This window comes from Sulfitobacter sp. SK025, assembly GCF_003352105.1.
GTDB classification, from domain to species: Bacteria; Pseudomonadota; Alphaproteobacteria; order Rhodobacterales; family Rhodobacteraceae; genus Sulfitobacter; species Sulfitobacter pontiacus.
The window spans coordinates 1,211,532-1,231,294 of record NZ_CP025808.1 but is presented as its reverse complement, the minus strand read 5'-3'; the positions used below and the strand labels follow the sequence as shown (position 1 = coordinate 1,231,294).

14 protein-coding genes are annotated in these 19,763 nt (G+C 57.2%); 13 read left to right on the top strand and 1 reads right to left on the bottom strand.

From position 1 onward, the window contains the following. The first annotated feature begins 2 nt into the window (after positions 1–2). From C1J04_RS05935 to C1J04_RS05920, 4 genes are read left to right on the top strand one after another with little or no spacing between them, the layout of a single operon-like run. Positions 3–3,197 (top strand): UvrD-helicase domain-containing protein, encoded by a 3,195-nt coding sequence (locus C1J04_RS05935; protein WP_254693853.1) that lies wholly within the window; start codon positions 3–5, stop codon positions 3,195–3,197. Beyond that, positions 3,197–4,408 (top strand): hypothetical protein, encoded by a 1,212-nt coding sequence (locus C1J04_RS05930; RefSeq protein WP_037954231.1) that lies wholly within the window; start codon positions 3,197–3,199, stop codon positions 4,406–4,408. The genes C1J04_RS05935 and C1J04_RS05930 overlap by 1 nt, the downstream gene beginning before the upstream one ends. After that, a complete protein-coding gene (locus tag C1J04_RS05925) occupies positions 4,405–6,204 on the top strand; it encodes a hypothetical protein (RefSeq protein ID WP_009826346.1) in 1,800 nt (599 codons plus the stop codon). Before C1J04_RS05930 ends, C1J04_RS05925 begins: the two co-directional genes overlap by 4 nt. 1 nt (position 6,205) lies before the next feature. After that, positions 6,206–8,767 (top strand): helicase-related protein, encoded by a 2,562-nt coding sequence (locus tag C1J04_RS05920; protein ID WP_009826345.1) that lies wholly within the window; start codon positions 6,206–6,208, stop codon positions 8,765–8,767. Positions 8,768–8,867: 100 nt separating this feature from the next. On the opposite strand, the gene C1J04_RS05915 is transcribed toward C1J04_RS05920, so the two are convergent. Continuing rightward, on the bottom strand, positions 8,868–9,590 hold the full coding sequence (locus tag C1J04_RS05915; protein ID WP_009826344.1) for a hypothetical protein: 723 nt from the start codon (positions 9,588–9,590) through the stop codon (positions 8,868–8,870). A 403-nt stretch (positions 9,591–9,993) separates the two neighbouring features. Between C1J04_RS05915 and C1J04_RS05910 the strand changes: the two genes are divergently transcribed. The 9 genes from C1J04_RS05910 (at position 9,994) to C1J04_RS05870 (ending at position 19,715) form a co-directional block, all read left to right on the top strand. Then, complete coding sequence (locus C1J04_RS05910) at positions 9,994–10,332, top strand: hypothetical protein (RefSeq protein WP_009826343.1); 339 nt, start codon at positions 9,994–9,996, stop codon at positions 10,330–10,332. Positions 10,333–10,464: 132 nt separating this feature from the next. Then, the gene (locus C1J04_RS05905; RefSeq protein ID WP_009826341.1) at positions 10,465–10,797 is read left to right on the top strand and encodes a hypothetical protein; all 333 of its coding nucleotides are present in this window, start codon (positions 10,465–10,467) and stop codon (positions 10,795–10,797) included. Positions 10,798–11,506: 709 nt separating this feature from the next. Then, positions 11,507–12,895: a hypothetical protein gene (locus C1J04_RS05900; protein ID WP_162797832.1), complete on the top strand. Its 1,389-nt coding sequence runs from the start codon at positions 11,507–11,509 to the stop codon at positions 12,893–12,895. Positions 12,896–13,055: 160 nt separating this feature from the next. After that, positions 13,056–14,402: a DUF4365 domain-containing protein gene (locus C1J04_RS05895; RefSeq protein WP_009826339.1), complete on the top strand. Its 1,347-nt coding sequence runs from the start codon at positions 13,056–13,058 to the stop codon at positions 14,400–14,402. After that, complete coding sequence (locus C1J04_RS05890) at positions 14,399–15,841, top strand: argonaute/piwi family protein (protein ID WP_009826338.1); 1,443 nt, start codon at positions 14,399–14,401, stop codon at positions 15,839–15,841. The genes C1J04_RS05895 and C1J04_RS05890 overlap by 4 nt, the downstream gene beginning before the upstream one ends. A gap of 495 nt (positions 15,842–16,336) precedes the next feature. After that, positions 16,337–16,732 (top strand): transposase, encoded by a 396-nt coding sequence (locus tag C1J04_RS19320; RefSeq protein ID WP_009825779.1) that lies wholly within the window; start codon positions 16,337–16,339, stop codon positions 16,730–16,732. After that, entirely contained in the window at positions 16,729–17,082 is a 354-nt protein-coding gene (gene tnpB, locus C1J04_RS19315) for an IS66 family insertion sequence element accessory protein TnpB (protein WP_009825780.1), read from the top strand. The genes C1J04_RS19320 and tnpB overlap by 4 nt, the downstream gene beginning before the upstream one ends. 54 nt (positions 17,083–17,136) lie before the next feature. Then, positions 17,137–18,663, top strand: a complete 1,527-nt coding sequence (tnpC, locus tag C1J04_RS05875) for an IS66 family transposase (RefSeq protein WP_009827234.1) — start codon at positions 17,137–17,139, stop codon at positions 18,661–18,663. A 215-nt stretch (positions 18,664–18,878) separates the two neighbouring features. Beyond that, positions 18,879–19,715 (top strand): OST-HTH/LOTUS domain-containing protein, encoded by an 837-nt coding sequence (locus tag C1J04_RS05870; RefSeq protein ID WP_009826337.1) that lies wholly within the window; start codon positions 18,879–18,881, stop codon positions 19,713–19,715. The last annotated feature ends 48 nt before the right edge of the window (positions 19,716–19,763 follow it).

Genomic DNA, 19,763 nt, shown 5'->3' with positions numbered 1-19,763 from the left:
CCATGGACGGAGCAGATTCAGACCGAGGGTTGGTCATCGTTCCCGCCGGCGCGGGCGCGGGAAAAACCCATCGTATCAAGACCCAGCTTTCTGACTGGGTGAAGCGCAAGATCGTACGACCCGAACGCATCCTTGCGGTGACCTTTACCGAAGCCGCTGCGGGCGAATTGCGCGAACGTATCCGGGCGGGTCTTCTGGCGGACGGGCTGGTCACCGAGGCTATGGCCGTGGAGCGCGCATATGTCTCTACCATCCATGGCTTAGGCCTGCGTTTATTGACGGAACATGCGTTGGCAGCAGGTGCATCGCTGCAACCCCGTCACCTTGGCGATGCTGAACGCGAGCTGCTGATCCGGCAGGCGCTGGCCCATGCGAAATCGCTTGATCCTATCAAGGCTGAACCCGAGCGGTTCAGATATCAGCCCAACTGGCAAAAAGGCGAAACGGTCGAAGATTCACTCCGGGGCCGGGTTCTGTCGATGATCGACCTGTTACGGGGGCTCGGCGACAAAGGCCGTGATCCCGGGCTGATCGCACCCGCACTAACGCGGCTCGATGAAATCTATGGCAAGGTGATCGCAGACCCCACAGCCGCCCGTGATGCGTTGGCGAAGGCGGTTGCTACCATGCTCACGGCCTTTCCGGTCGGTGGAATGGACGGCGTCACAGCCAAGGGCCCCCGCGAGACGCTGGAAAACAATCTGGCCCTGTTTCGCCGTGTCGAACGTGATCCGGCGATGCTGGATCGGGACTGGAGCCTTTGGCAGTCCCTGCGCAGTCTCTTCACTTCGAACAGCCGTACGAAAACGCCAGAGGGCTACGATGACCTTGCTCTTGCGATCATGCAGGCTGCCGAGGTGCTGCCTTCACATCCCGGCCCCTTGGCCGATGCGAAGCTGCACTTTCAGTGCCTGATCGCCTGTGCGCAGGAAGTGATGGAAGCTTATGAGACACGCAAAAAGGCGCTTGGGCTGATTGACTATGCCGACATGATTGCAGGCGCCGAGCGGCTATTGCGGACCGATCCGGCAGTGCGACAGGCCGTGCTGGATGAAATCGACTGCGTCATCATCGACGAATTCCAAGACACCAACCCGGTGCAATTCGCGCTGCTCTGGCAGCTCGGTGCCCGCGCGCCGCGCACCCTGCTGGTGGGGGATGTCAAACAGTCGATCATGGGTTTTCAGGGCGCTGATCCGCGCCTGTCTCAGGCGCTGGCGGCGGCCAACCCCGATGCGAAGCAGCCCCTTGACCGCAATTGGCGGTCTACACCGGCGGTGATGGACTTCGTCAATGCTATGGGCGCCGGGTTGTTTGGCGCAGGCTACAACCCGTTAGCCCCGACGCGTGATCCTGTGTCCGGTCCTGCCTTAGAGGTTTTGAACATCGTCAAAGGCCGCGGGGTAAGAAAGTATTCGAAGCCGCAAGAGCATGTTGCAGAGCGCATCGCCCAGATCTTGCAGGTGGGGGAAACGATCACCGACCGGCACAGCAAGGCCCCGAGGAATGTGCGCCCCTCTGACATCGCTCTTCTGGTCTGCCGGCACGCGACCGCAGCCCGCTATGCCGAGGAATTGCGCGCTCGCGGCGTACCTGTCCGCATTGCCGAGGACGGCTGGGCGACAAGCCCGGTTGTTCAGGCGGCTCGCGCGGCGCTCAGCTATGCCGCGAACCCAGACGATACGAATGCCGCGCTGGTCCTGCGTACCCTCGGCCCCGATCCGCTCAGCCTACAAGCCGCCATGCAAGCGCAGATCCAAGGGCGGTTGGAGGATGATCCGGTCCTCCTGCGCCTGGCGGCGCTGTCGGACCGACTTGCTCGCTTGCCGATTTCCGATGCAGTGGACCTGGTGATCAATGCTTCTGGGCTGCGTATCTGGGCTGACCGTCAACCCGACCCAGCACAGGCGCGTGCAGACCTTCTGCGGCTTGAAGCCGAAGCAAACGACTTCGAATCCGCGCACCGTGATCTCAAGGCGGCAGCCGGTTTCCACGGCGAAAGCGCCAAGGTGTTTCTTGGCTGGCTGGATGCCCGCGCCAGTGAGCGCGATTCCGACCGCCGTCCCGACCCCGCCGCCAACAGCGCCGAGGCGGTCGAGATCGTCACATGGCACGCCAGCAAGGGGCGTGAATGGCCGATCACCGTGGTTGCGGAATTCGACCACGGGATCGAAGACTGGCCGGGCAGCACCGCGACCCGGTTCACCGCGCTTCACGAGATCGACGATATGGACGCCGTGCTGGCCTCGGCCGCACTGATCCACACGCCGGGACTTGCCGCCCCGGAGGCCGAGCGGCGGTTCATTGAGGATCGGCGCTCGGATTTCGAGGCAAATGCGAAGAACCTTCTTTACGTCGCCATGACCCGGGCACGGGATCGGCTGGTGTTGGAGTGGCCAGGCTTCCTAAAAGAGCGTGATGAGGAAGCTCCGGAAGCCAAGTGCCTGTTCCATGTTTTCACGGATGCCTGCACGCCGCAGATCGGTGGTGATACACTGCGCATCGGCGGGATTGAGTGTCCGGCCATCATCAGGCAGTTGCCCGAACACGCGGGCTTCACCGCGTATTCGGAGGCCGAGATCACGGATACACCACGGCTCGGCCGCGATACCCCCTTGCCTGCTGTGGACTTGACCCCTTGGAGGTTGCAACCATCGCAAGCTACCACGGCCCTGTCTGCACCAGAAAGCCAGGGTATCAAATTGGGAACACCATGGTCCCGTACAGTTAGTGACGCGGCCCGTGGGACAGCGATCCATCTTGCCTTGCGGACTTGCCTGACGCGTCCTGATCTGACTGAATCCCTGCCCAAGGCTACCGGATTGGACGATACAACCCTAGCGCTGGTCGCGGAGCGAGCAGCTGCACTGAAAGCCTGGCTTGCGGCCGATGGCTACACCGATCTGCTTTGTGAAATCCCTCTTCTAGGACGTACTAAAGAGGGTGCGGAAATTCCCGGAATGATCGACCTGCTGGCAGTTGGGCCGAGGGGTTGTCTTTTGATCGACCACAAGACCGGCGGTGAGGGTTTTGGCCTCTACTGGCCGCAGCTTTCTGCCTATGCCGACTTGGTCCGAAACGTATTCCCGACGTATGAATTGAATGGCGTGGCAGTACTTTGGGTTGATCATGGACGGCTGGATTTTCTGGACCTGGCCTCTATTCCTGCCCACGGGCATCAAGAAAGTACTTTTTGATGCCCTGGGGAATACTCGCGCCTGACACCATCATTACGCAGCGCAGGCAGCAGAACCTGGGCCTTGCCAGCGCCGTGCGGCACTTCAATGATCGTTCAGTACCAGGCTTGGGTGGCATGTGGTTTCCGATGCCGATTCTCTGGTCGGTTTTGGCGGTGTCCATTGCCGAGGAGCTAGGTGTATCGGCCTTGCCAGTCGGCAACGCCGTCGAGGCTTTGATGATGCGAAAGGCCACCGAAGAGGGCCTGGCGGACCGTCGCGTGCGCGGTCTACGCAAGATGCAAGGGCTGAAAGACTGGAGTTTCAAGAATCTCAAACGACGCGGCACCTATGTGGTTCAACCCATCCGCATGGCCATGGTGCAACCGCTGGTCGCGCTTGGTTTTGTGCGGGGCAGTCGCTTTGGTGCTTTCACCATCCAGACCGCAGGCGCGCAGATGCTAAACCTGCCAGTGATGGCAAACTACCGTCGTGTTCTGGCCGCATGGGCACATGGGGGATCCCCTCATGGTTTGAATAAGGTAATTGAAGACCTGTCGCCAAATGCTGCCGTCCCACCCGATGTGCGTAAGCTGATCTTGGCTCGGCTTGTCGGAGGTGATGATCCGTCAACGTCGCGTCGGCGTGCTCTCGTGGCACTCAAGACCGGGCCCAGTGCAGGCCAGCTCGATGCCGTCGAACCGCTCAGCGGGATAACTTCCGACCATTGGACGGACCTGCGCGCGGGGGTGGCTTTCATGGATTTACGTAGTGCCGCACTGGCGGTGTTGTATCGCTTGGAAGAAAGTCTGCTTCAGCTTCGCGATGCCAATGAGGCTGCTTGGCTGCCCTTGGACGAGGCCAATAAAACCGTGGGCGAGCCCCTCGCGGCGCTTCGCCAATGCGCCCGCCAGCTGGGCGCCAGAATTGACGCAGCAGATGAGTCAAGCAGCCGGAAATTCCTTTCAGAGGTCCGGGATTTGCCGGACCAACAGCTTCTTCAAAAGCTGGCCGATCGCGATGGAACGGTGATCAGGTGGCGAGACGATCGTATCGGTCTGGGACCAGCGGCCGGCGAGATGCCAAGCATCGATGCAGACGAATCCGTCAATGATGCCGAGTTCGCGCCTCAGTTATTCCGACTTTTCAATCTTCATTGCCTTGCGACCGAACTGAACGGCGATGTGAACCCGGTATGTCGGGTCTCAGCAGGTGAAGAACCGGCATCATGAACACAACGCTTATCACCCTCTTTATGCCGCCCAAGGATTGTTTCGGGGATTTCGGTTTCTTCTGCGGTTTTACGGCAACGCCCAAGGTGATGGGGCAGATCCGGCGCAGCTTTACTGGCGAAATGGCGCGCCCCGTACTAGCCGCGTTCATTCACCCGACAATGAACGCAATTTCGGACATATCGGGTCTAGCCTGGATGTGGATGCGGCCGCAGGATCGAGGTTACAACCTCTTGCACGCCAAGGTTGCATTGCTGGGATTTCGCAAGCGCGATGAAGATGGATATATCATCAGGCTCGCGGTCAGCACGGGAAACTGGACGCAAGACCCTTTAACGGACAGCATTGACCTGTTCTGGTCAATTGACATTCAGACCGATGATCCGAGAGATCAGGATATCGCAGATATTCGGGCGGCCTGGAACATGTTCGAATGGCTGCGCCAGCGTGGGGATTGCACGCTGATCGAACGGGAATATGACGGCGCACTACCCTATGCGCAGCTGGAGGACGAGATTGAGCGCCTTCCGGACTCTACCTTGCAGCCACGCTTCATCGACAGCCGGTCTAAGGCTTTGCTTCCTCAGGTCGTCGATCGACTGGGAATAGGAAAAAAGGCAGATCGCCTAGTCCTTGGATCCGGTTATTTTGAAGCAGAAGGCGATGGTGGCGCGGGGCTGCCTGAGAGGTTTCGCAAGAAGCTGGTCGAAGAAAAGCTCTTGAAGAAATCTGCGACTTTGGACCTGTTTCTGAACCCGATGTCCTGTCAAGGTCTGGCCATGCGTGGCCCGGCTCTGACCGCGGTCGGTTGGAATCTCCGGTGCCCGATTTCCGCTATGCATGGCGAGGACGGGCGACTTCACGCTAAGTTTGTATTGCTCGGCGCAGGTCACGACGAGGCCGTTGGGCGCGTCTACTTAGGGTCGGGGAATCTCAGCCGGAACGGATTTGAAAAGGCCGCCAGCGCGGGTGGCAATCTTGAGGCGGGCGTTGTCGTCGATCTTCCCAAAGGCTTGAAATGGCGCAGCCGAAAGAACAGCAAGCAAGGTTTTGCGACCCTGTTGCCAATCCAGTTCAACGAGACCGTCGAGCCTTCGAAACTACAGTCTGGCAGCGGGTTTGTGCCCCCCGAAGAGCCTGAAACCCTGCCGCCAGCGTCTTGGTTGAACTGGAAGGATGATACGCTTTGTGCGCCAGGCAGGATTGTTCTGGATGTCATAGGTCCGGACGGTGCATCGTGCCCCACGCCCTGCATCTGGCCTGCACCTGCTCCAGCCGTTGTCACGCTGACACATGGTGGCTGGCGCGTTCCCGTGATCGCGGAGGGAGTGCTTGTTGTGCCACGGCCATCCGAATTGACAGTGGAAGACGTCTTGGCCGGCCTGCAGGCGTTCCCAGAACCCTTGGACGCAGATCAGCCCGATGACGGACCCGAAGGCGGTGAGCCAATGGTGGAAGCCTCAGATACCCCGGATTTGCCACCCGCAACCTATGCTATTCGCCGGATGATGAGCCTTCTGGTGCGGCTTGGCGAGACCCAGGCAAGACTTGACCCGCGAGATTGGCAGCGTTGGTGTCGAGAACTGCGTCACACCTTGCGCGCGATCTGCAAGCAGGAGCAGCCGATGATTGGCTTTTTTCGCGATGCGAAGGCAAATCCATTGCCGGCACTAATGGACCCGCGGATGTGCCCTGACGATATCGACCTGACCCTGCTGGAACAATCGTTGAAGGCTGTAGCTCGGGAATGGAAGATCGATGACCTTCCGTCGCTTTGGGCTGACGAGGGCATGTGACATGGATTGGATGAAGGCCGCTGATTATCTTGAGCAGCTCGCGTCGCAACAGACGGATGAACCGCTTGATGCTGGACAGCGCGCATCTGTTGCGCAACTTGCTGCGCGGATCAGATCCGGTCAGCGGGCCGCTTTGCTGGCCGACGAAGTCGGGATGGGCAAAACCCGAATAGCGGTTGCACTCATTTCAGCAGTCCGCAAAGCAGGCGGCAGAGCTGCGATTGTGCTTCCGGCTGGGTTGGGCGTGCAGTGGCAGAAGGAACTGAGGCTATTTCACCCTGATGACCAGACCCTGCTGCCATTGCGCAGTTATGACGGATTTATCGCAGGTTTCCTCACCGAGGAAGATGCCGAAGGAACCCAAAAGCGAAAAATCAAACACGCGGACTGGCTAAAGGATCGCAGGCAGCAGCGGGAATTGCCGAAAAATGGCTGGGCCAATGAAGAGGTCCTGATGATCTCGCACACATTTGCAGCCATGCGCTTTCCGAACGCAGGCAACGGTCCGGCGGGGGGATGGCGGCGTGAATTGCTTCCGAATGTTGCGCGATTGCTGGCCGGGAAACGGCGCAATCTCATGCGCAACAGCTTTCACCGTGGTGAGGTCAGCCAGGTCCATGCCACCCGCCGCGCCGCCCGCACGATTGCCGACACTATCATTGAACACGGTTTGTGTCGGAGCGTGCTCGATGATTTGGTCGGCGACCACCGATGGCTTGCGGCCGATGAATACAAGCGCAAGATCCTTCCACTCATAGGGTACGGGCTGGGTCGGTTCGACCTGATCGTCGTTGATGAAGCCCACAAGGCCCGTGGGGAGGGTTCCAGCCTTTCGCGCATTCTCGGGCCAGTCAGTTGGGAGACCGATGATCCATTCCGCCTCGGGATGACGGCCACGCCTGTTGAACTGGATTCTGCTCAATGGATTGACACACTGGGCCGTATCAGCGGTCGGGACGACGGCGAGGATGTTACTTCGCTCGCCGATCTCGCCGAATGGATCAGCGGTTATGTCGACATGGTCAAACGCATCCAGATTGAGGAACTGGATAACCCGTTGACCGAAGGTTTTGAGAGCACTTCCTCGCGATTCCAGCATGCCCTGCGCCCGTTTGTCCTGCGGCGTGACAAGCGCCACGACCGACAGATTCGCGAATTTCAAGAAGCGCATGGAGATTATCGCATCGTCGAAGACTTGAAAGTATCTCCCGCAACGGAGGGGTTCACGCGCGACTGGCTGCGTCGGTTCTGTGCAGCTGAAGCGCTTTCTATCCTGCCGCAGGATGACCATCGCGTGAAGCGTGTAAGACTTTCGGTCGCCCAAGGATACGGTTTTGGTCTCGCACCCGAATCCGAAACTGCTGAACAGCTGCCGCAGGACGATGAGTTAGAAGGCCAGCAGTCATTCTGGTTCGATGCCTTCCGTGGCCAGCCCGCGGATATCTACACCCATCCTGCGATACTAGCCGCTGTTCGACTGGTCGAGTCTTATGTCGAACGGCACGAAAAGGTTCTCGTTTTCGGGCGTTTCATAGCTCCGATGGATGCGCTGACCCGCCTATTGGACGCGCGCGAAATGCTCCGGCGGCTCAGAGATGGACGGCACTGGCCGGCCTCAAAAGTACGGGACGAGAGCGAACGCGCCGTTCTTGCCGCCATGAATGACCCTGATCTCTGTGTGACGACAGGCGGTATCACTTCGATCAACCAGATACTGACCGAGCGATATCGAAAATGGTCCAGTGCGCGCCGAACAGAGCTTGCAAGGCTGCATCGTGAAATCGAAGCCCTAGCACCGCAGGATGATACCGCCGCGCTGTTGGTTGGCTATTTGCGCCAAGATGACGATGGTGAAGAGCTGCAAGGCGATATCGGGGCACTACTGGAGGCGCTTGGAGACAGGCGTGCGAGCGCTGACGCACCGTGGTCCGGCAACGAAATGCTAGCGCTGTTCAAAGGGCTGCTGGATGAATTATCAACCGATGAAGAGCAAGAAAACGACAGTGTTTTGCAGTCCAGGCTGGCCTCGTATCTTCAGGACTTTTCCGGGCGCGAGGGCAATTTTGCCCGTATGATGTCTGGCGCGACCCTACCTCAAACACGCCGCTTGTTGCAGTCCGCATTCAACCGCGCCTCCAGCTGGCCAATGGTACTCCTCGCTCAGTCCCGCGTTGGGCGAGAGGGGTTAAACCTGCATGAAGCCTGCCGCACCGTGGTCATACTGCATGCAGAATGGAACCCGGGTATTGTCGAACAACAGATCGGTCGCGTGGACCGCAAGGGTAGCTGTTGGCTGAAAGACTTGGATTATTGGCATGAGCGCGCCGAGGGCGACCCCCCACGTATACGCATCCATCCCGTCGTTGTCAGCGGAACCTATGACGATCATAACTGGCAAGTTCTAAAGGCACGCTGGATGGAATTGCGCGCACAGTTACACGGAGAAGTGCTGCCACAGCAAGAACCGCACACAGCGATGTTGCCAGAAATCGAGGCACTGCGGAAGCGTATCGTCGCGGCCACTCCAAACTTTGCGCCTGATGAAAGTGATAACGATCCATAACCATTTCTTCAGTCAAGGCATCGCACCATCGACGCAGCACTCAGCCATTTTTTCAGAACTTAAATAGATCGACGTTTTCTTTCCGAGCGACAACCAAGCGTCAATGCTGCACCCCAGCGGGCACCTCATCATCAGTCTCCAGCCGAAGCGCTTCCCTCCAAAGCGCCGTCTTGAAGCACATCCAGTCCCGCCGACTGCCACCCTCAACCTCATGGACCGAGATCAGCCCGGCCCATTCCAAGGGCTTCAAAACGTAGCTGGAGAACGCCGCCAATTCTCGCCACCCGGCATTATCCCAATCCGGCCCATCCCCATAGAACAGACCATACAGCTGTCTTTCTGTCAGCCCCTGCTCCAGTTCGACATTCATCACGTTGAGCCAGACATCCCATGTCCCGAAAGGGCGCTCATCCAGACGACCGTCTGAGGTGTGATCAACTTCGAGCAGGAAGAACGGGATCAATTCGCCGAAGAGTACACCGGGGGTTGTTAGAAGGTCCTTCCCCTTCCTCGTCAGAAGAAATTTCCCCTTGTAATGACGCCCGAGCTTCAGCTGCAGAAGTAAGAAATGCACGACCTGGATCGGCGGAAACTCGTACTCGTTGACTACCTTGCTGACGCTGAAGGCCTCCGCGGGCCCGTACCCTGGCCAGTCGACATGCTCCACGGCCCAATGGACGAACTTGCGCTGAAATGCCTTCGTGGCGGTCAGGCCGATGCCATTGTTCTCGGCGGCATACTGCATGGTGCGATGTGCAGCTCGGAGCAACGGAGACAACTGCAGCGCGGGCTCGACGTCAGTGAGTTTGCGAAAATCAATCATGGATCGCTTCTCGCATCCTCGACAGAAGCTGACGAGGCACATTCCCATGTAGATCTACCACTCCCGAAGGCGACGCACCGCCCCGCCAACAGTTCGGCCTTCATACCTATCATCACAACAAGGTATTGTTTTTTCATAATTTTGCACCTCCTCATACCCCGCGCCCCTCCGAAGGACAGCAGCGTCAACCGCATGACGGAGTGACATGAAGGAACCATGCGGCCTTTAAAGACGTCCCCACTTTTCGCAACAAATACAGATACTTAAATGACAAGACCTTCGGATTATCACTTGCCATAGGGCACGTCCTATACATACCTTCGAACGCGACTCGACAGACGATCAGCTCCGACCACACATCCAAACGACCACACCCACACCTTAAGAATGTTAGGCTACCCCCATGAACCTTTCCGACTTCGCCAAGCAACTTCCCAAGAACTTCACCGAGCAGGAGTTCGTCGATTTGATGAACCGGGTGATTGACCTTAAGACAATCGTTGACCTTCCCGTGGAAGAGCGCAGCGCCTTGTTCGATGGCGTTCAGTACCTCCTCGACTACATCATGTTGGCACAGGAAGCGAATGGGGAGCTGCGTACTCATCAAGGCCAGCCCGTGATGGACTACAACGGTCCGTTCATCCCGCATGTGTTGGTTCGGCCGGAGGGGACTGAACTTGACCGTGGGGCACTCGAGACATTGGGGGTCGGGGAAGCTGACAAGTATTTCGGGGATGAATAGGCCCATGGTCCTAACCTGCCATGGGGCACCCTCTTAGCACTACTGACAACATTGACCTGGTCGCCAAAACCAAGATCATCGCCGTGATGGCATTGGCGGCAAGGCTTGCCAGGGAGAAGCGACAGACAGCCCATGAGTGATCGCCCCACCTTTGATGACATCCGGCGCGAGCAAAAGAGCTTCATCGGCCCTCCTGAGCCCCCAACGGGGGCAAAGATGCCACGGAAGCTGACTAAGGCCGACGAAGTTAATGAGGCCACCCTGGTTACTTTGTCGATTATCCGCAGAGCGCTCAGGGCTGGACAGCCTATCGATCCAAAGCACCTCCCTGAGAGGGTTGTCGAAATCCTTGAGGCGAATTGCGTGTGCTCGAAAATGCCTATGGCGGATGGTCGGCCGCATTACCAGATTGATGATGTCATCAAGGCGTTGGACCTTCTCATAGGTGAGGCAACCGGTGAATAGCCCGATGAGCTTGGTAACGCAGAAGGGCGGCTGATGCTTCTAGGGCTATCGAATGGGCATGCCCTACTCGAAGGGCGGATTGCCGTCATTCTCTGCACCTGCGAACTGGAAAAGCGGGGGGACCAAGAGCCGACATTCCCAGCAGGATAAATTTTAGCACTTTTGCAGCGCCACCGCATTGCTCCTTCGAGGCTAAAGTGGTTGTCAATGAGGTAGCGGCCGACGACGGCTGGGCTGAGCTATCAAAACCCGTCACGTTACGGAAATCTCGAGAAGACGGTTTCGACAGGCGGTATTGCAGGCCGCTGAAAAAGTCAGGGCCGAGCCGTTTCGTCGCGAAAGCACGTCAACTTTCGAGCTCTCTCGTTGAGCTGATGAAAATTGATCGCGCCGGGGACCGACGAGCAGGACGAGAAGTGCGTTCGTAAATCCTTTTTCAGCACCCTGATAGTGATACCGAACGCTGTGGGTTAATGCAGCTCTTCGCGAAAAGCAGTGCCTGCTTAAGAGGACCGAACATGATACATGCCAACATTTAACCTGGAGAAATCATCGACGACATTCGACTTTCTGACTGTCGTTTGCGCATCTTACGGCTGCCTCTAGTGTTCAATTCGGTCGAAACGATGATACCCTCAACTCCAAAGGCTTCTGTGGGACCTCCCGCCTATTGCCGAATCGACCAAAGCGTTCAGACCGGAGGGGTAAATTGAAGCAGATCACAGCAAGACGATTTGATGCGCTTTGCTACGTCAGGGCACCATACATGCACCTAATGGCCGCAGAGGTCCGGCACTATGAAACAGCTGATCTAACTAATCTTGGCCTAGTGGTATTTGACCGCACTGACCGGGATTTTGGCTACATCATTTTGGGCAGAGACCAACGCAAAATATTCAGGGCGCTAGAAGTTGGTGGCACTTGGTTCAGAACTCCGGATGAGGCGGAAGCCGCACTTAAAGAAGCGATAAAACCGTATGAAGCAGATGGTATAGCTGTCTACCCGCAAGGTGACGAGATCGAACCAACTCTCGATATTTTTGCGCCGGTAGTACCGGAACAGCAGCAGCATCAATATTTCAAATTTCTTATAGAATCCGAATTTCGGGAAGCGGCACGAAACCTCATTCAGGAGATCGCCTATTCCTTCGTCGATGTCGATGGAAACTACGTTCAGCAATTTCAAACTTCTGGATTTGATCAAAGGTTATGGGAACTTTTTCTGTACGTTCTTTTTCACAAGTCTGGCTTTGAAATCGATAGTTCCCATCCCGTGCCGGACTATTGCTTGTCAAAATTCGGATTCAGCCTCTTTGTCGAGGCCGTAACCGTTGGTCAAAATCCCGACTTTGACGTGCCTGCAAATAGTGCGACCGAGATTGCAGAGCTGTCGAAAGACTATATGCCGATCAAGTTTGGCAGCCCTCTGTTCAAGAAACTCAGTCGGAAAACCAAGTATTGGGAGCTACCCCACGTCGCTGGCCACCCGTTCGTGCTGGCGATCCACGACTACCACGGTCTCGCGACGCAGGACACGCCTGGTTCGATGACTTGGTCAAGGGCCGGACTGGTCAACTATCTTTACGGGGTTCGTGACGACGTTATTGTCGACGGCGACAGAGTCTCTCCCAGGATGGTTGTAGGCCGAAACGGACTTGAACCGGCTATAAGAGTGGTCGCGGAACACACGCACGGAACGAAGACGATACCAAGCCGCTTCTTCGCCCAACCTGGAGCCGAAAATGTCAGCGCCGTTCTGTTCTCGAACGGAGCAACGATAACCACCTTTGGCCGAATGGGGAAGATTGCTGGCCTCGGAAATGCCAATGTGAAAATGCTGCGCATGGGGATGTGGATAGGTAAAGATCAAGTTAGTTCCGAACCCTTTGTCACAGATGTGGACTCTGAGGATTACGACGAAGGATGGGGCGATACAGTGACCATGTTCCACAATCCTTGGGCGAAGTTCCCTGTGCCTGACGAGCTATTTCCAACTATTAGCCACGCGATCTTCGATCCAATTACATGTCGCGTACACTACAAGTTCACACCCAAACACGTCCTCACCTCGGTCACCAATGTCATTGTACCGACGTAAACGGGTGCGGGGACAGCGCCGGAAATATCTGAACGATCACCAATGAGGGTAATTTCGATTGATTGCGGCCAACGAAAAATAGGACCGTATCCTGATGCTAAATTGTTCTCGGGGACAAAATGTGGTAGCCGTTTGGTCTCCCCCCTATTGAAAGATGCGAATGTCGAAGGTCGTCACAAACAACCAGATTACAGGTGAGGCTGGTGAGGCAATCATCAAGGCCGAGTTCCTGAAGGTTGGACTGATCTATCAGTGCTTCGGACGCTTGGAGTCCGGCACGGACGGCGTGGTCGAGCTACGCGATCCGAATACGGGGGTCACTTCATCCCAGTTCGTCGCCGTTCAGGCGAAAACCACGGTCAAAGGGCGCTACTCGTTCGAAACGGACACTTCGTTCGATTACCTGATCGACCCAAAAGACCTTGCGAACTGGAAGCAAGCCAATCTTCCGGTGATAATCGCACTTCATCGGCTGGAAGACAATTCAACCTTTTGGAAGAGCATATCGGATCATGTTCCGGGTGAAGAGCGCCGTCTTCGGTTCGATAAGGTGGCAGATCGGCTCATGCAGTCCTCCGTAGACGCGATTGCCAATCTGATGATCGACCAGGCGTCACCGGGTGTGTGGATACCGCCACTGAATTCCGGTGAGAAGGCGGTACTCAACATGTTCCGAGTGGTTCTGCCGGATGAGATTTTCGTTGCAGTTCCGGCCTACCCCAACGGGCGTCAGGCCAGCGCTGTGATGGCCGAGGAAGATGATGGGCGCTTCGACTGGTCGATCAGGGGCAATCGCTTTGTATCCTTCCATGACCCACGTGGCGAAAGCTCTGAGTTGTTGGTCGAGCCGGATACCGTTGAAGCTGTGGACACCAAACTCGTCGCGAGCACAGACGACCAGGATGATCAGAATGATATCGCGCACCTTCTCCGGAGATGTCTGGAGCGACAGTTCGAAGATCGCCTGATGTTTGGTCGTCACCAGGGTCGACCTCTGTTGATGTTCCGACCTGAGGACATCTGCAAACCCCTCGACTATGCCTACCGTTCGGCGACAAACCCGGCAAAAGCCCGGGTGGTTGCCGTCAAGATGCGCAAAGATGAAGAAGATCGTGTGGCATATGTTCGGCACCATGCCTTTCATCCCAAGTTCGAACGCATCGGCCAGCATTGGTTCTTGGTGGTCGAGCCAACCTATTTCTTCACCCACGATGGCTTCCGGTGGCACCAAAGAGCCGAGGCGTTCCTGAGCGGAAAGAAGCGGTTGGAAAAGAACTCCGCCATCTGGGGCCAGGTGCTGATGTGGCAGCACCTGCTGTGCAAGGCTGATGAACGGGAGATCGACGATCTTTTTCATGAACCTTCACAGAGAGTGCCGGAAACTCTGAGATTTGAACCGGCTCCCGTCATTGAGTTGCCCGTCGCGACACCTGAGGCTGCTTGGTCGAGGAGTAGCGGCTCCGATGCCGTGGTGGACGAAAGTGACCAGTGGGAGTTGCCGGTATGACGTTCAAAGCTACTGTATTCGATGAACCGGAATTGCAATTTGGCGATGGGCAGAAGCATGTCGATCCACGAGAAGGGCTCCGCCGTTTGGGACCGCTTCAACTCCACGCCGGTGAGGTCGTGACAGTCGGGGTTATCGGATCATCGGAAACCGCCGAGGGCTTTACGCAGTTCTTGACAGAGTCGCAGCAGGGCGTGGAAGCCGCATCGAACACGCTTCCGAACCTCAACCCTGACTTCCCAGGATTGGGCAATGCGAATCCGTTTGGCTGTCGTTTTGTTGTGCCGAACACCGGACAACGGGCCCTGAGCAAGCGGCAGATCAAAAAGATCGTCCAGGCCAGTTCCACTCAGGAGGCTATCAACCTGCTCTTGGATGCGGTGGAGGCAGAAGCTCGGGTTCTCCAAGAAAGCAGTGCAAAGCCTGACGTTGTTGTGTTCTCCATGCCAATCGATCTGATTGAGAAGGTCGTAATGGCAAGGTCGGAGAACGGGGAACCCGATGACGATGGCGGTCCGGACGTTCTGAACTTCAGAGACATGATGAAGGCCAAGATGATGGAGTTGGGCGTGGCGACGCAGATCGTCTGGCCGGACGTGTTCGATCCGGACGCGAAGATTCCGCAAAAAATCAAACGTCAGAAGGATAGGAAAATCCAAAGCCCTGCCACTCGAACCTGGAACCTTCTGAATGGCCTGTTCTACAAGGCGGGCAAGGTCCCATGGCGGCTCTATGAACCCCGTGACTACACCACCAACTTTCTCGGGATCGGGTTTCACCGGAGTCTGGATGGTCAGCAGCTTTGGACATCGACGGCCCAGATGTTCGACGAGACTGGGCACGGCCTGATCCTCCGTGGGGCAAGGGCACAGACCGAAACGAGAGGGCGTCGTCCCTACCTAACCAGGGCTGACATGAAGGCGTTGGTGCTGGATGCCCTGCGGTCATACAAGGAGCACCACAAAGCCCTTCCTGCCCGGCTCGTGGTGCTAAAAACCTCTCACTTCCGGGACGAGGAGGCTGACGGCGTTGACGACGCCCTGGAGGAACTTGATGTCAGCATGTGTGACATGGTTTGGGTCCAGGAAAGCTCTCCGATCTCGTTGCTCAGGAACGGGAGCTATCCTGTCCTTCGGGGCACATTTGTTGAACTGGACGGAAAGGGCCTCCTCTATACCAGGGGCAGCGTTCCTTACTATTCGACATATCCAGGGATGCGGGTCCCAAACCCTTTGCTCTTATGTCCCCACAAGCAAACCGATAGGAGCATCACGCAGATCGCGGAGGAAATCCTAGCGCTGACCAAAGTGAACTGGAACTCCACCCAGTTCGACCAGAAGTTGCCCGCTCCAATACGGGCATCAAGAGAGGTAGGGCGTGTCCTCAAGCACGTCGCGCAGAGCGGCATGGTTAGGGCGGACTTCCGATTCTACACTTGAAGTGGTTTCGCTGTCATTGCCGCATCGTTGTCCCGTTTGAAACCATTCTGAACTGATGCGGTGGATGCGCACACCCAACGGCATCTCGTATGCCATGAAAGGCTGCTTCGGGGAAGCCGCGCCGCAGCGATAGCCGACCTTACCAAGGTCCGCTCAGGGCCGGAAGCGGCCATGCCTCGCGCCCGCGTCCAAGCGTTACTATTGGGCCGTCACTTCCTGCGCCAACGCCGAACGAATTGAGCAAGATCAGGCCCTGCGCTCCATCCCCAACCGGCACCAATTACTGTGAAGACTGCAACACCAGCAATCGCGCCGAACGCTCCGCCAACGATGCCGGTACCAGCACCTAGAAGGAAGCCGATTGCTCCCCCGATAAGGCTGCCCACTATTCGATTTCCCATCGCATCACCGTAAGCGATGCACCGACCCCACCTTCCTTGTAAGCCCCTGATCTGAGATTCAGCCCTTACGGATGGATTATCAGGGAGTTTCTCCATGGAGCGCTCAACGGAGCTTCTCAGTAACATTGATTTGGTTGTGGGCCCGCGTGGTCACCGCCGGTGGCCGGATGCGGTGAAGGCGCAAATTGTGGCCGAGACGCTGGTGGAGGGTGCCTCGGTGGACGCAGTTGCTCGGCGGTATGACATGCGGGCCAATCATTTGTCGGAATGGCGGCGGATGGCGCGGGAGGGCAAGCTGGTTCTGCCTGCCTTGGCTGAAGAACCGAGCTTTGCAGCGCTGGTTGTGCGCGAGGATGTCGATGTGGCACCTGAACCTGCGCAGCTGTCGCCGTTGGATCTGATCTGTGGTGCTGTCACCGTGCGATTGGATGCAAGAACATCAGCGGCGCGCATTGCCGAGATTGCTCGCGCCTTGAATGCGCCCTCATGATGTTCCCTTCAAACCGGGTGCGGATCGTTGTGGCGACCAAGCCGGTAGACTTCCGCAAAGGTCATGACGGTCTGGCAGCGCTTGTCAAAAACGAGTTACGCAAAGACCCCTTCACGGGGACCGTATTTGTTTTCCGCTCGAAACGGGAAGATCGGCTGAAGCTGTTGTATTGGGACGGCACCGGGCTGGTCATGGCTTACAAGAGGCTGGAGGAGCATATCTTCACCTGGCCCGCCATCAAAGATGGCTTGATGGCGCTGAACCACGCCCAGTTTGAAGCGCTATTCTCAGGATTGGACTGGCGGAAAGTAAGGGCTTTGTCCGCGCGTCCGCCGACTGCGGCAGAATGAATCAGGCCGTCTTTTGCAGGGGTATTGAGGTGCAGGAAATGGTAGTCATTCCCCATGTCAAAACCTGCCGAGCTCCCTAATGATATTGAGGCCCTGAAGGCGCTGCTTGCCGCCTCAGAGGACCGCAATCTGCGCAAGCAGGATCGTATCGATCAGTTGGAGAAACTGGTTGCTGACTTCAAGCGTGCGCTGTTTGGCGCACGCTCTGAGAAGGCCGATCCCGAGCAGTTTGAGCTGGCGCTGGAAGACATCGAAACGGCGATGGCGGCGGTCCACGCTGAAGATGACGCCGTGGATCCACCTGCATCGCGCCCGACAAAACCGCGCAATACCAACCGTGGCTCACTCCCCAAACATTTACTGCGTATTGAAGAAGTGATTGCGCCCGATAGCATGACCTGCGGCTGCGGTGCTGAGCGCCATATGATTGGTGAGGATACGTCTGAACGATTGGACATCATCCCCGCTCAGTTCCGTGTGATCGTTACCCGCCGCCCAAAGTATGCATGTCGGTCCTGCACCAATGGGGTTGTTCAGGCACCCGCACCCGCCCGGCTTATCCCTGGTGGTATGCCGACAGAGGCAACGGTGGCGCATGTTCTTGTCAGCAAATACGCAGATCACTTGCCGTTGTATCGCCAAGCACAGATTTACAGCCGTCAAGGCATTGATCTGGATCGCTCCACCCTTGCAGGATGGGTCGGCAAGGCAGCCTATGAACTCCGTCCTGTCTTCGATGCGTTAATGGCTGATCTGAAAAGCTCAACCAAATTGTTCATGGATGAAACAAGAGCACCAGTGCTTGATCCTGGCAAACGTAAAACCAAAACTGGTTACTTCTGGGCACTGGCCCGCGATGATAGGGCTTGGTGTGGAGCGGCTCCACCGGGCGTTGCCTTTACATATGCGCCCGGGCGTTCCGGCCAATATGCAGATGACATTTTGAAAGGCTTCTCTGGCATCCTCCAAGTGGACGGATATGCCGGGTATAACCGCTTACTCAAACGCGCCGATGACAATGTCGACTTGGCCTACTGCTGGGCCCACGCACGCCGCAAACTGCACGAAGTTGCACAATCTGGCACTGCCCCCATCGCCGAAGACGGGCTGAAACAGATCGCTGCGCTCTACCTGATCGAAAAGGATATCCGGGGTCTGGCACCCGAGGTGCGATTGGCAGCACGGCAAGACCAATCGGCACCGTTGATCGTCGCGTTTGAGGAGTGGCTCACGACCAACCGCGCGCGGCTGTCTGCTAAAGCCCCTTTGGGTGAAGCGCTCAAATACATCGCAAAATACTGGGACGGGCTGTGCCTGTTTTTGACCGACGGCCGCATCGAAATGGACAGCAACGCAGTGGAACGCACGATCCGTCCCATAGCTCTGAACCGCAAAAACGCACTCTTCGCTGGCCACGACGACGGGGCCACAAACTGGGGCGTCATCGCTTCCTTGATCGAGACCTGCAAATTGAACAGTGTCGATCCGCATGCCTATCTGACAGATACGGTCACTGCCATCGTCGCAGGCCACAAACAAAGCCAGATCAACGATCTGCTACCGTGGAATTACGTCAAATAGGTGGGATCGGCGCACCGCTTACGCATCACCTCATTTTCTGTCACCCTATCGTCAGCGACCGCTGCGCGAAAGCTACGTTGCAGCGTGGAGTGTCTCTTCAGATGGCGGCTTTGGGCAGTCCTCTTCGTCTGCCAAAGCAGATTGCGCCGCGTTCGGTTGCACGCCATGGTGCGATCCGGCACGCTGCAGGTCACTGAACGAAACGGGGAGAGAAAATGGCACCCGACACCGCCCCGCCCCTGGAACGTCACGAGATCGAACGCCTATTAGGGCAGTGCCTCTTGCGTCTGCAGGCCTTTGAGTTACGGCTGAAGGCTATCGTGGCGACCCATCGGTTATCCGGCCCCGCAGATTTGCTGGAACAGCTGCGGGCGCAGAGGATCGACGAAACGCGCCGAAAGACGATGGGCGGGCTGGTGGGCGATCTGATGGGAAACGTCCTCGTGCCGGAGGGGCAACAAGGATTGCGGGACGAGGCAGAAGATGCTCCGGCGTTTTCCTTCCTGATGCAGATCGCGCTTCCGGCCGACGAGTTCTCGCGCATTGAGGCTGAGCACCGCAAACTGACTGCCAAGCGCAATGCATTGGTCCATCACTTTCTTGAGGAGCATGACCTTCTATCCGAGGAAGGCTGTCGTGTCGCAAAAAGGGACATCTCGGGCATCATCGAACGGGTCACCCGTGCCGACAAGAAGCTGGACGTTCTGGCGGCGGACATGGATCAAGTCCGCAAGGTATTTGCTGAACATCTTGCATCTCCCGACGTTCGCGACTGGTTTGTCAGCGGCCGGCACCCTTGGCGCCTCACAACGATTGCGGGCGCCCTGCACCAAGCTGCGACGGCGCTGTCACAGGACGGCTGGACTTCGGTCGAAGCTGCAACGACATGGATCACCGCGCGCTGCCCCGACGAGCGGCCGGAGAGCCATGGCTGCCGCACTTGGCGTCAGCTGATCCATGAGACCAGACTATTCGATCTGCAAATCCGTAGGGAAAATGGTCGGCGCCAAGCTTGGTATCGCCCACGACCCGGGCGAGGCGAACCCACCTGAGGCACTGGACGGAATCGCTCCTACATAAAAGGAGTATGGGTCCGCTGC

What these genes read in the sequence shown, in the direction of transcription:
- C1J04_RS05930 (WP_037954231.1), top strand. Translation starts at nt 3,197, where the DNA reads ATGCCCTGGGGAATACTCGCGCCTGACACCATCATTACGCAGCGCAGG.
- C1J04_RS19320 (WP_009825779.1), top strand. Translation starts at nt 16,337, where the DNA reads ATGGAGCGCTCAACGGAGCTTCTCAGTAACATTGATTTGGTTGTGGGC.
- tnpB (WP_009825780.1), top strand. Translation starts at nt 16,729, where the DNA reads ATGATGTTCCCTTCAAACCGGGTGCGGATCGTTGTGGCGACCAAGCCG.
- tnpC (WP_009827234.1), top strand. Translation starts at nt 17,137, where the DNA reads ATGTCAAAACCTGCCGAGCTCCCTAATGATATTGAGGCCCTGAAGGCG.
- C1J04_RS05870 (WP_009826337.1), top strand. Translation starts at nt 18,879, where the DNA reads ATGGCACCCGACACCGCCCCGCCCCTGGAACGTCACGAGATCGAACGC.
- C1J04_RS05915 (WP_009826344.1), bottom strand. Translation starts at nt 9,590, where the DNA reads ATGATTGATTTTCGCAAACTCACTGACGTCGAGCCCGCGCTGCAGTTG.
- C1J04_RS05890 (WP_009826338.1), top strand. Translation starts at nt 14,399, where the DNA reads ATGACGTTCAAAGCTACTGTATTCGATGAACCGGAATTGCAATTTGGC.
- C1J04_RS05935 (WP_254693853.1), top strand. Translation starts at nt 3, where the DNA reads ATGGACGGAGCAGATTCAGACCGAGGGTTGGTCATCGTTCCCGCCGGC.
- C1J04_RS05910 (WP_009826343.1), top strand. Translation starts at nt 9,994, where the DNA reads ATGAACCTTTCCGACTTCGCCAAGCAACTTCCCAAGAACTTCACCGAG.
- C1J04_RS05925 (WP_009826346.1), top strand. Translation starts at nt 4,405, where the DNA reads ATGAACACAACGCTTATCACCCTCTTTATGCCGCCCAAGGATTGTTTC.
- C1J04_RS05895 (WP_009826339.1), top strand. Translation starts at nt 13,056, where the DNA reads ATGTCGAAGGTCGTCACAAACAACCAGATTACAGGTGAGGCTGGTGAG.
- C1J04_RS05905 (WP_009826341.1), top strand. Translation starts at nt 10,465, where the DNA reads ATGAGTGATCGCCCCACCTTTGATGACATCCGGCGCGAGCAAAAGAGC.
- C1J04_RS05920 (WP_009826345.1), top strand. Translation starts at nt 6,206, where the DNA reads ATGGATTGGATGAAGGCCGCTGATTATCTTGAGCAGCTCGCGTCGCAA.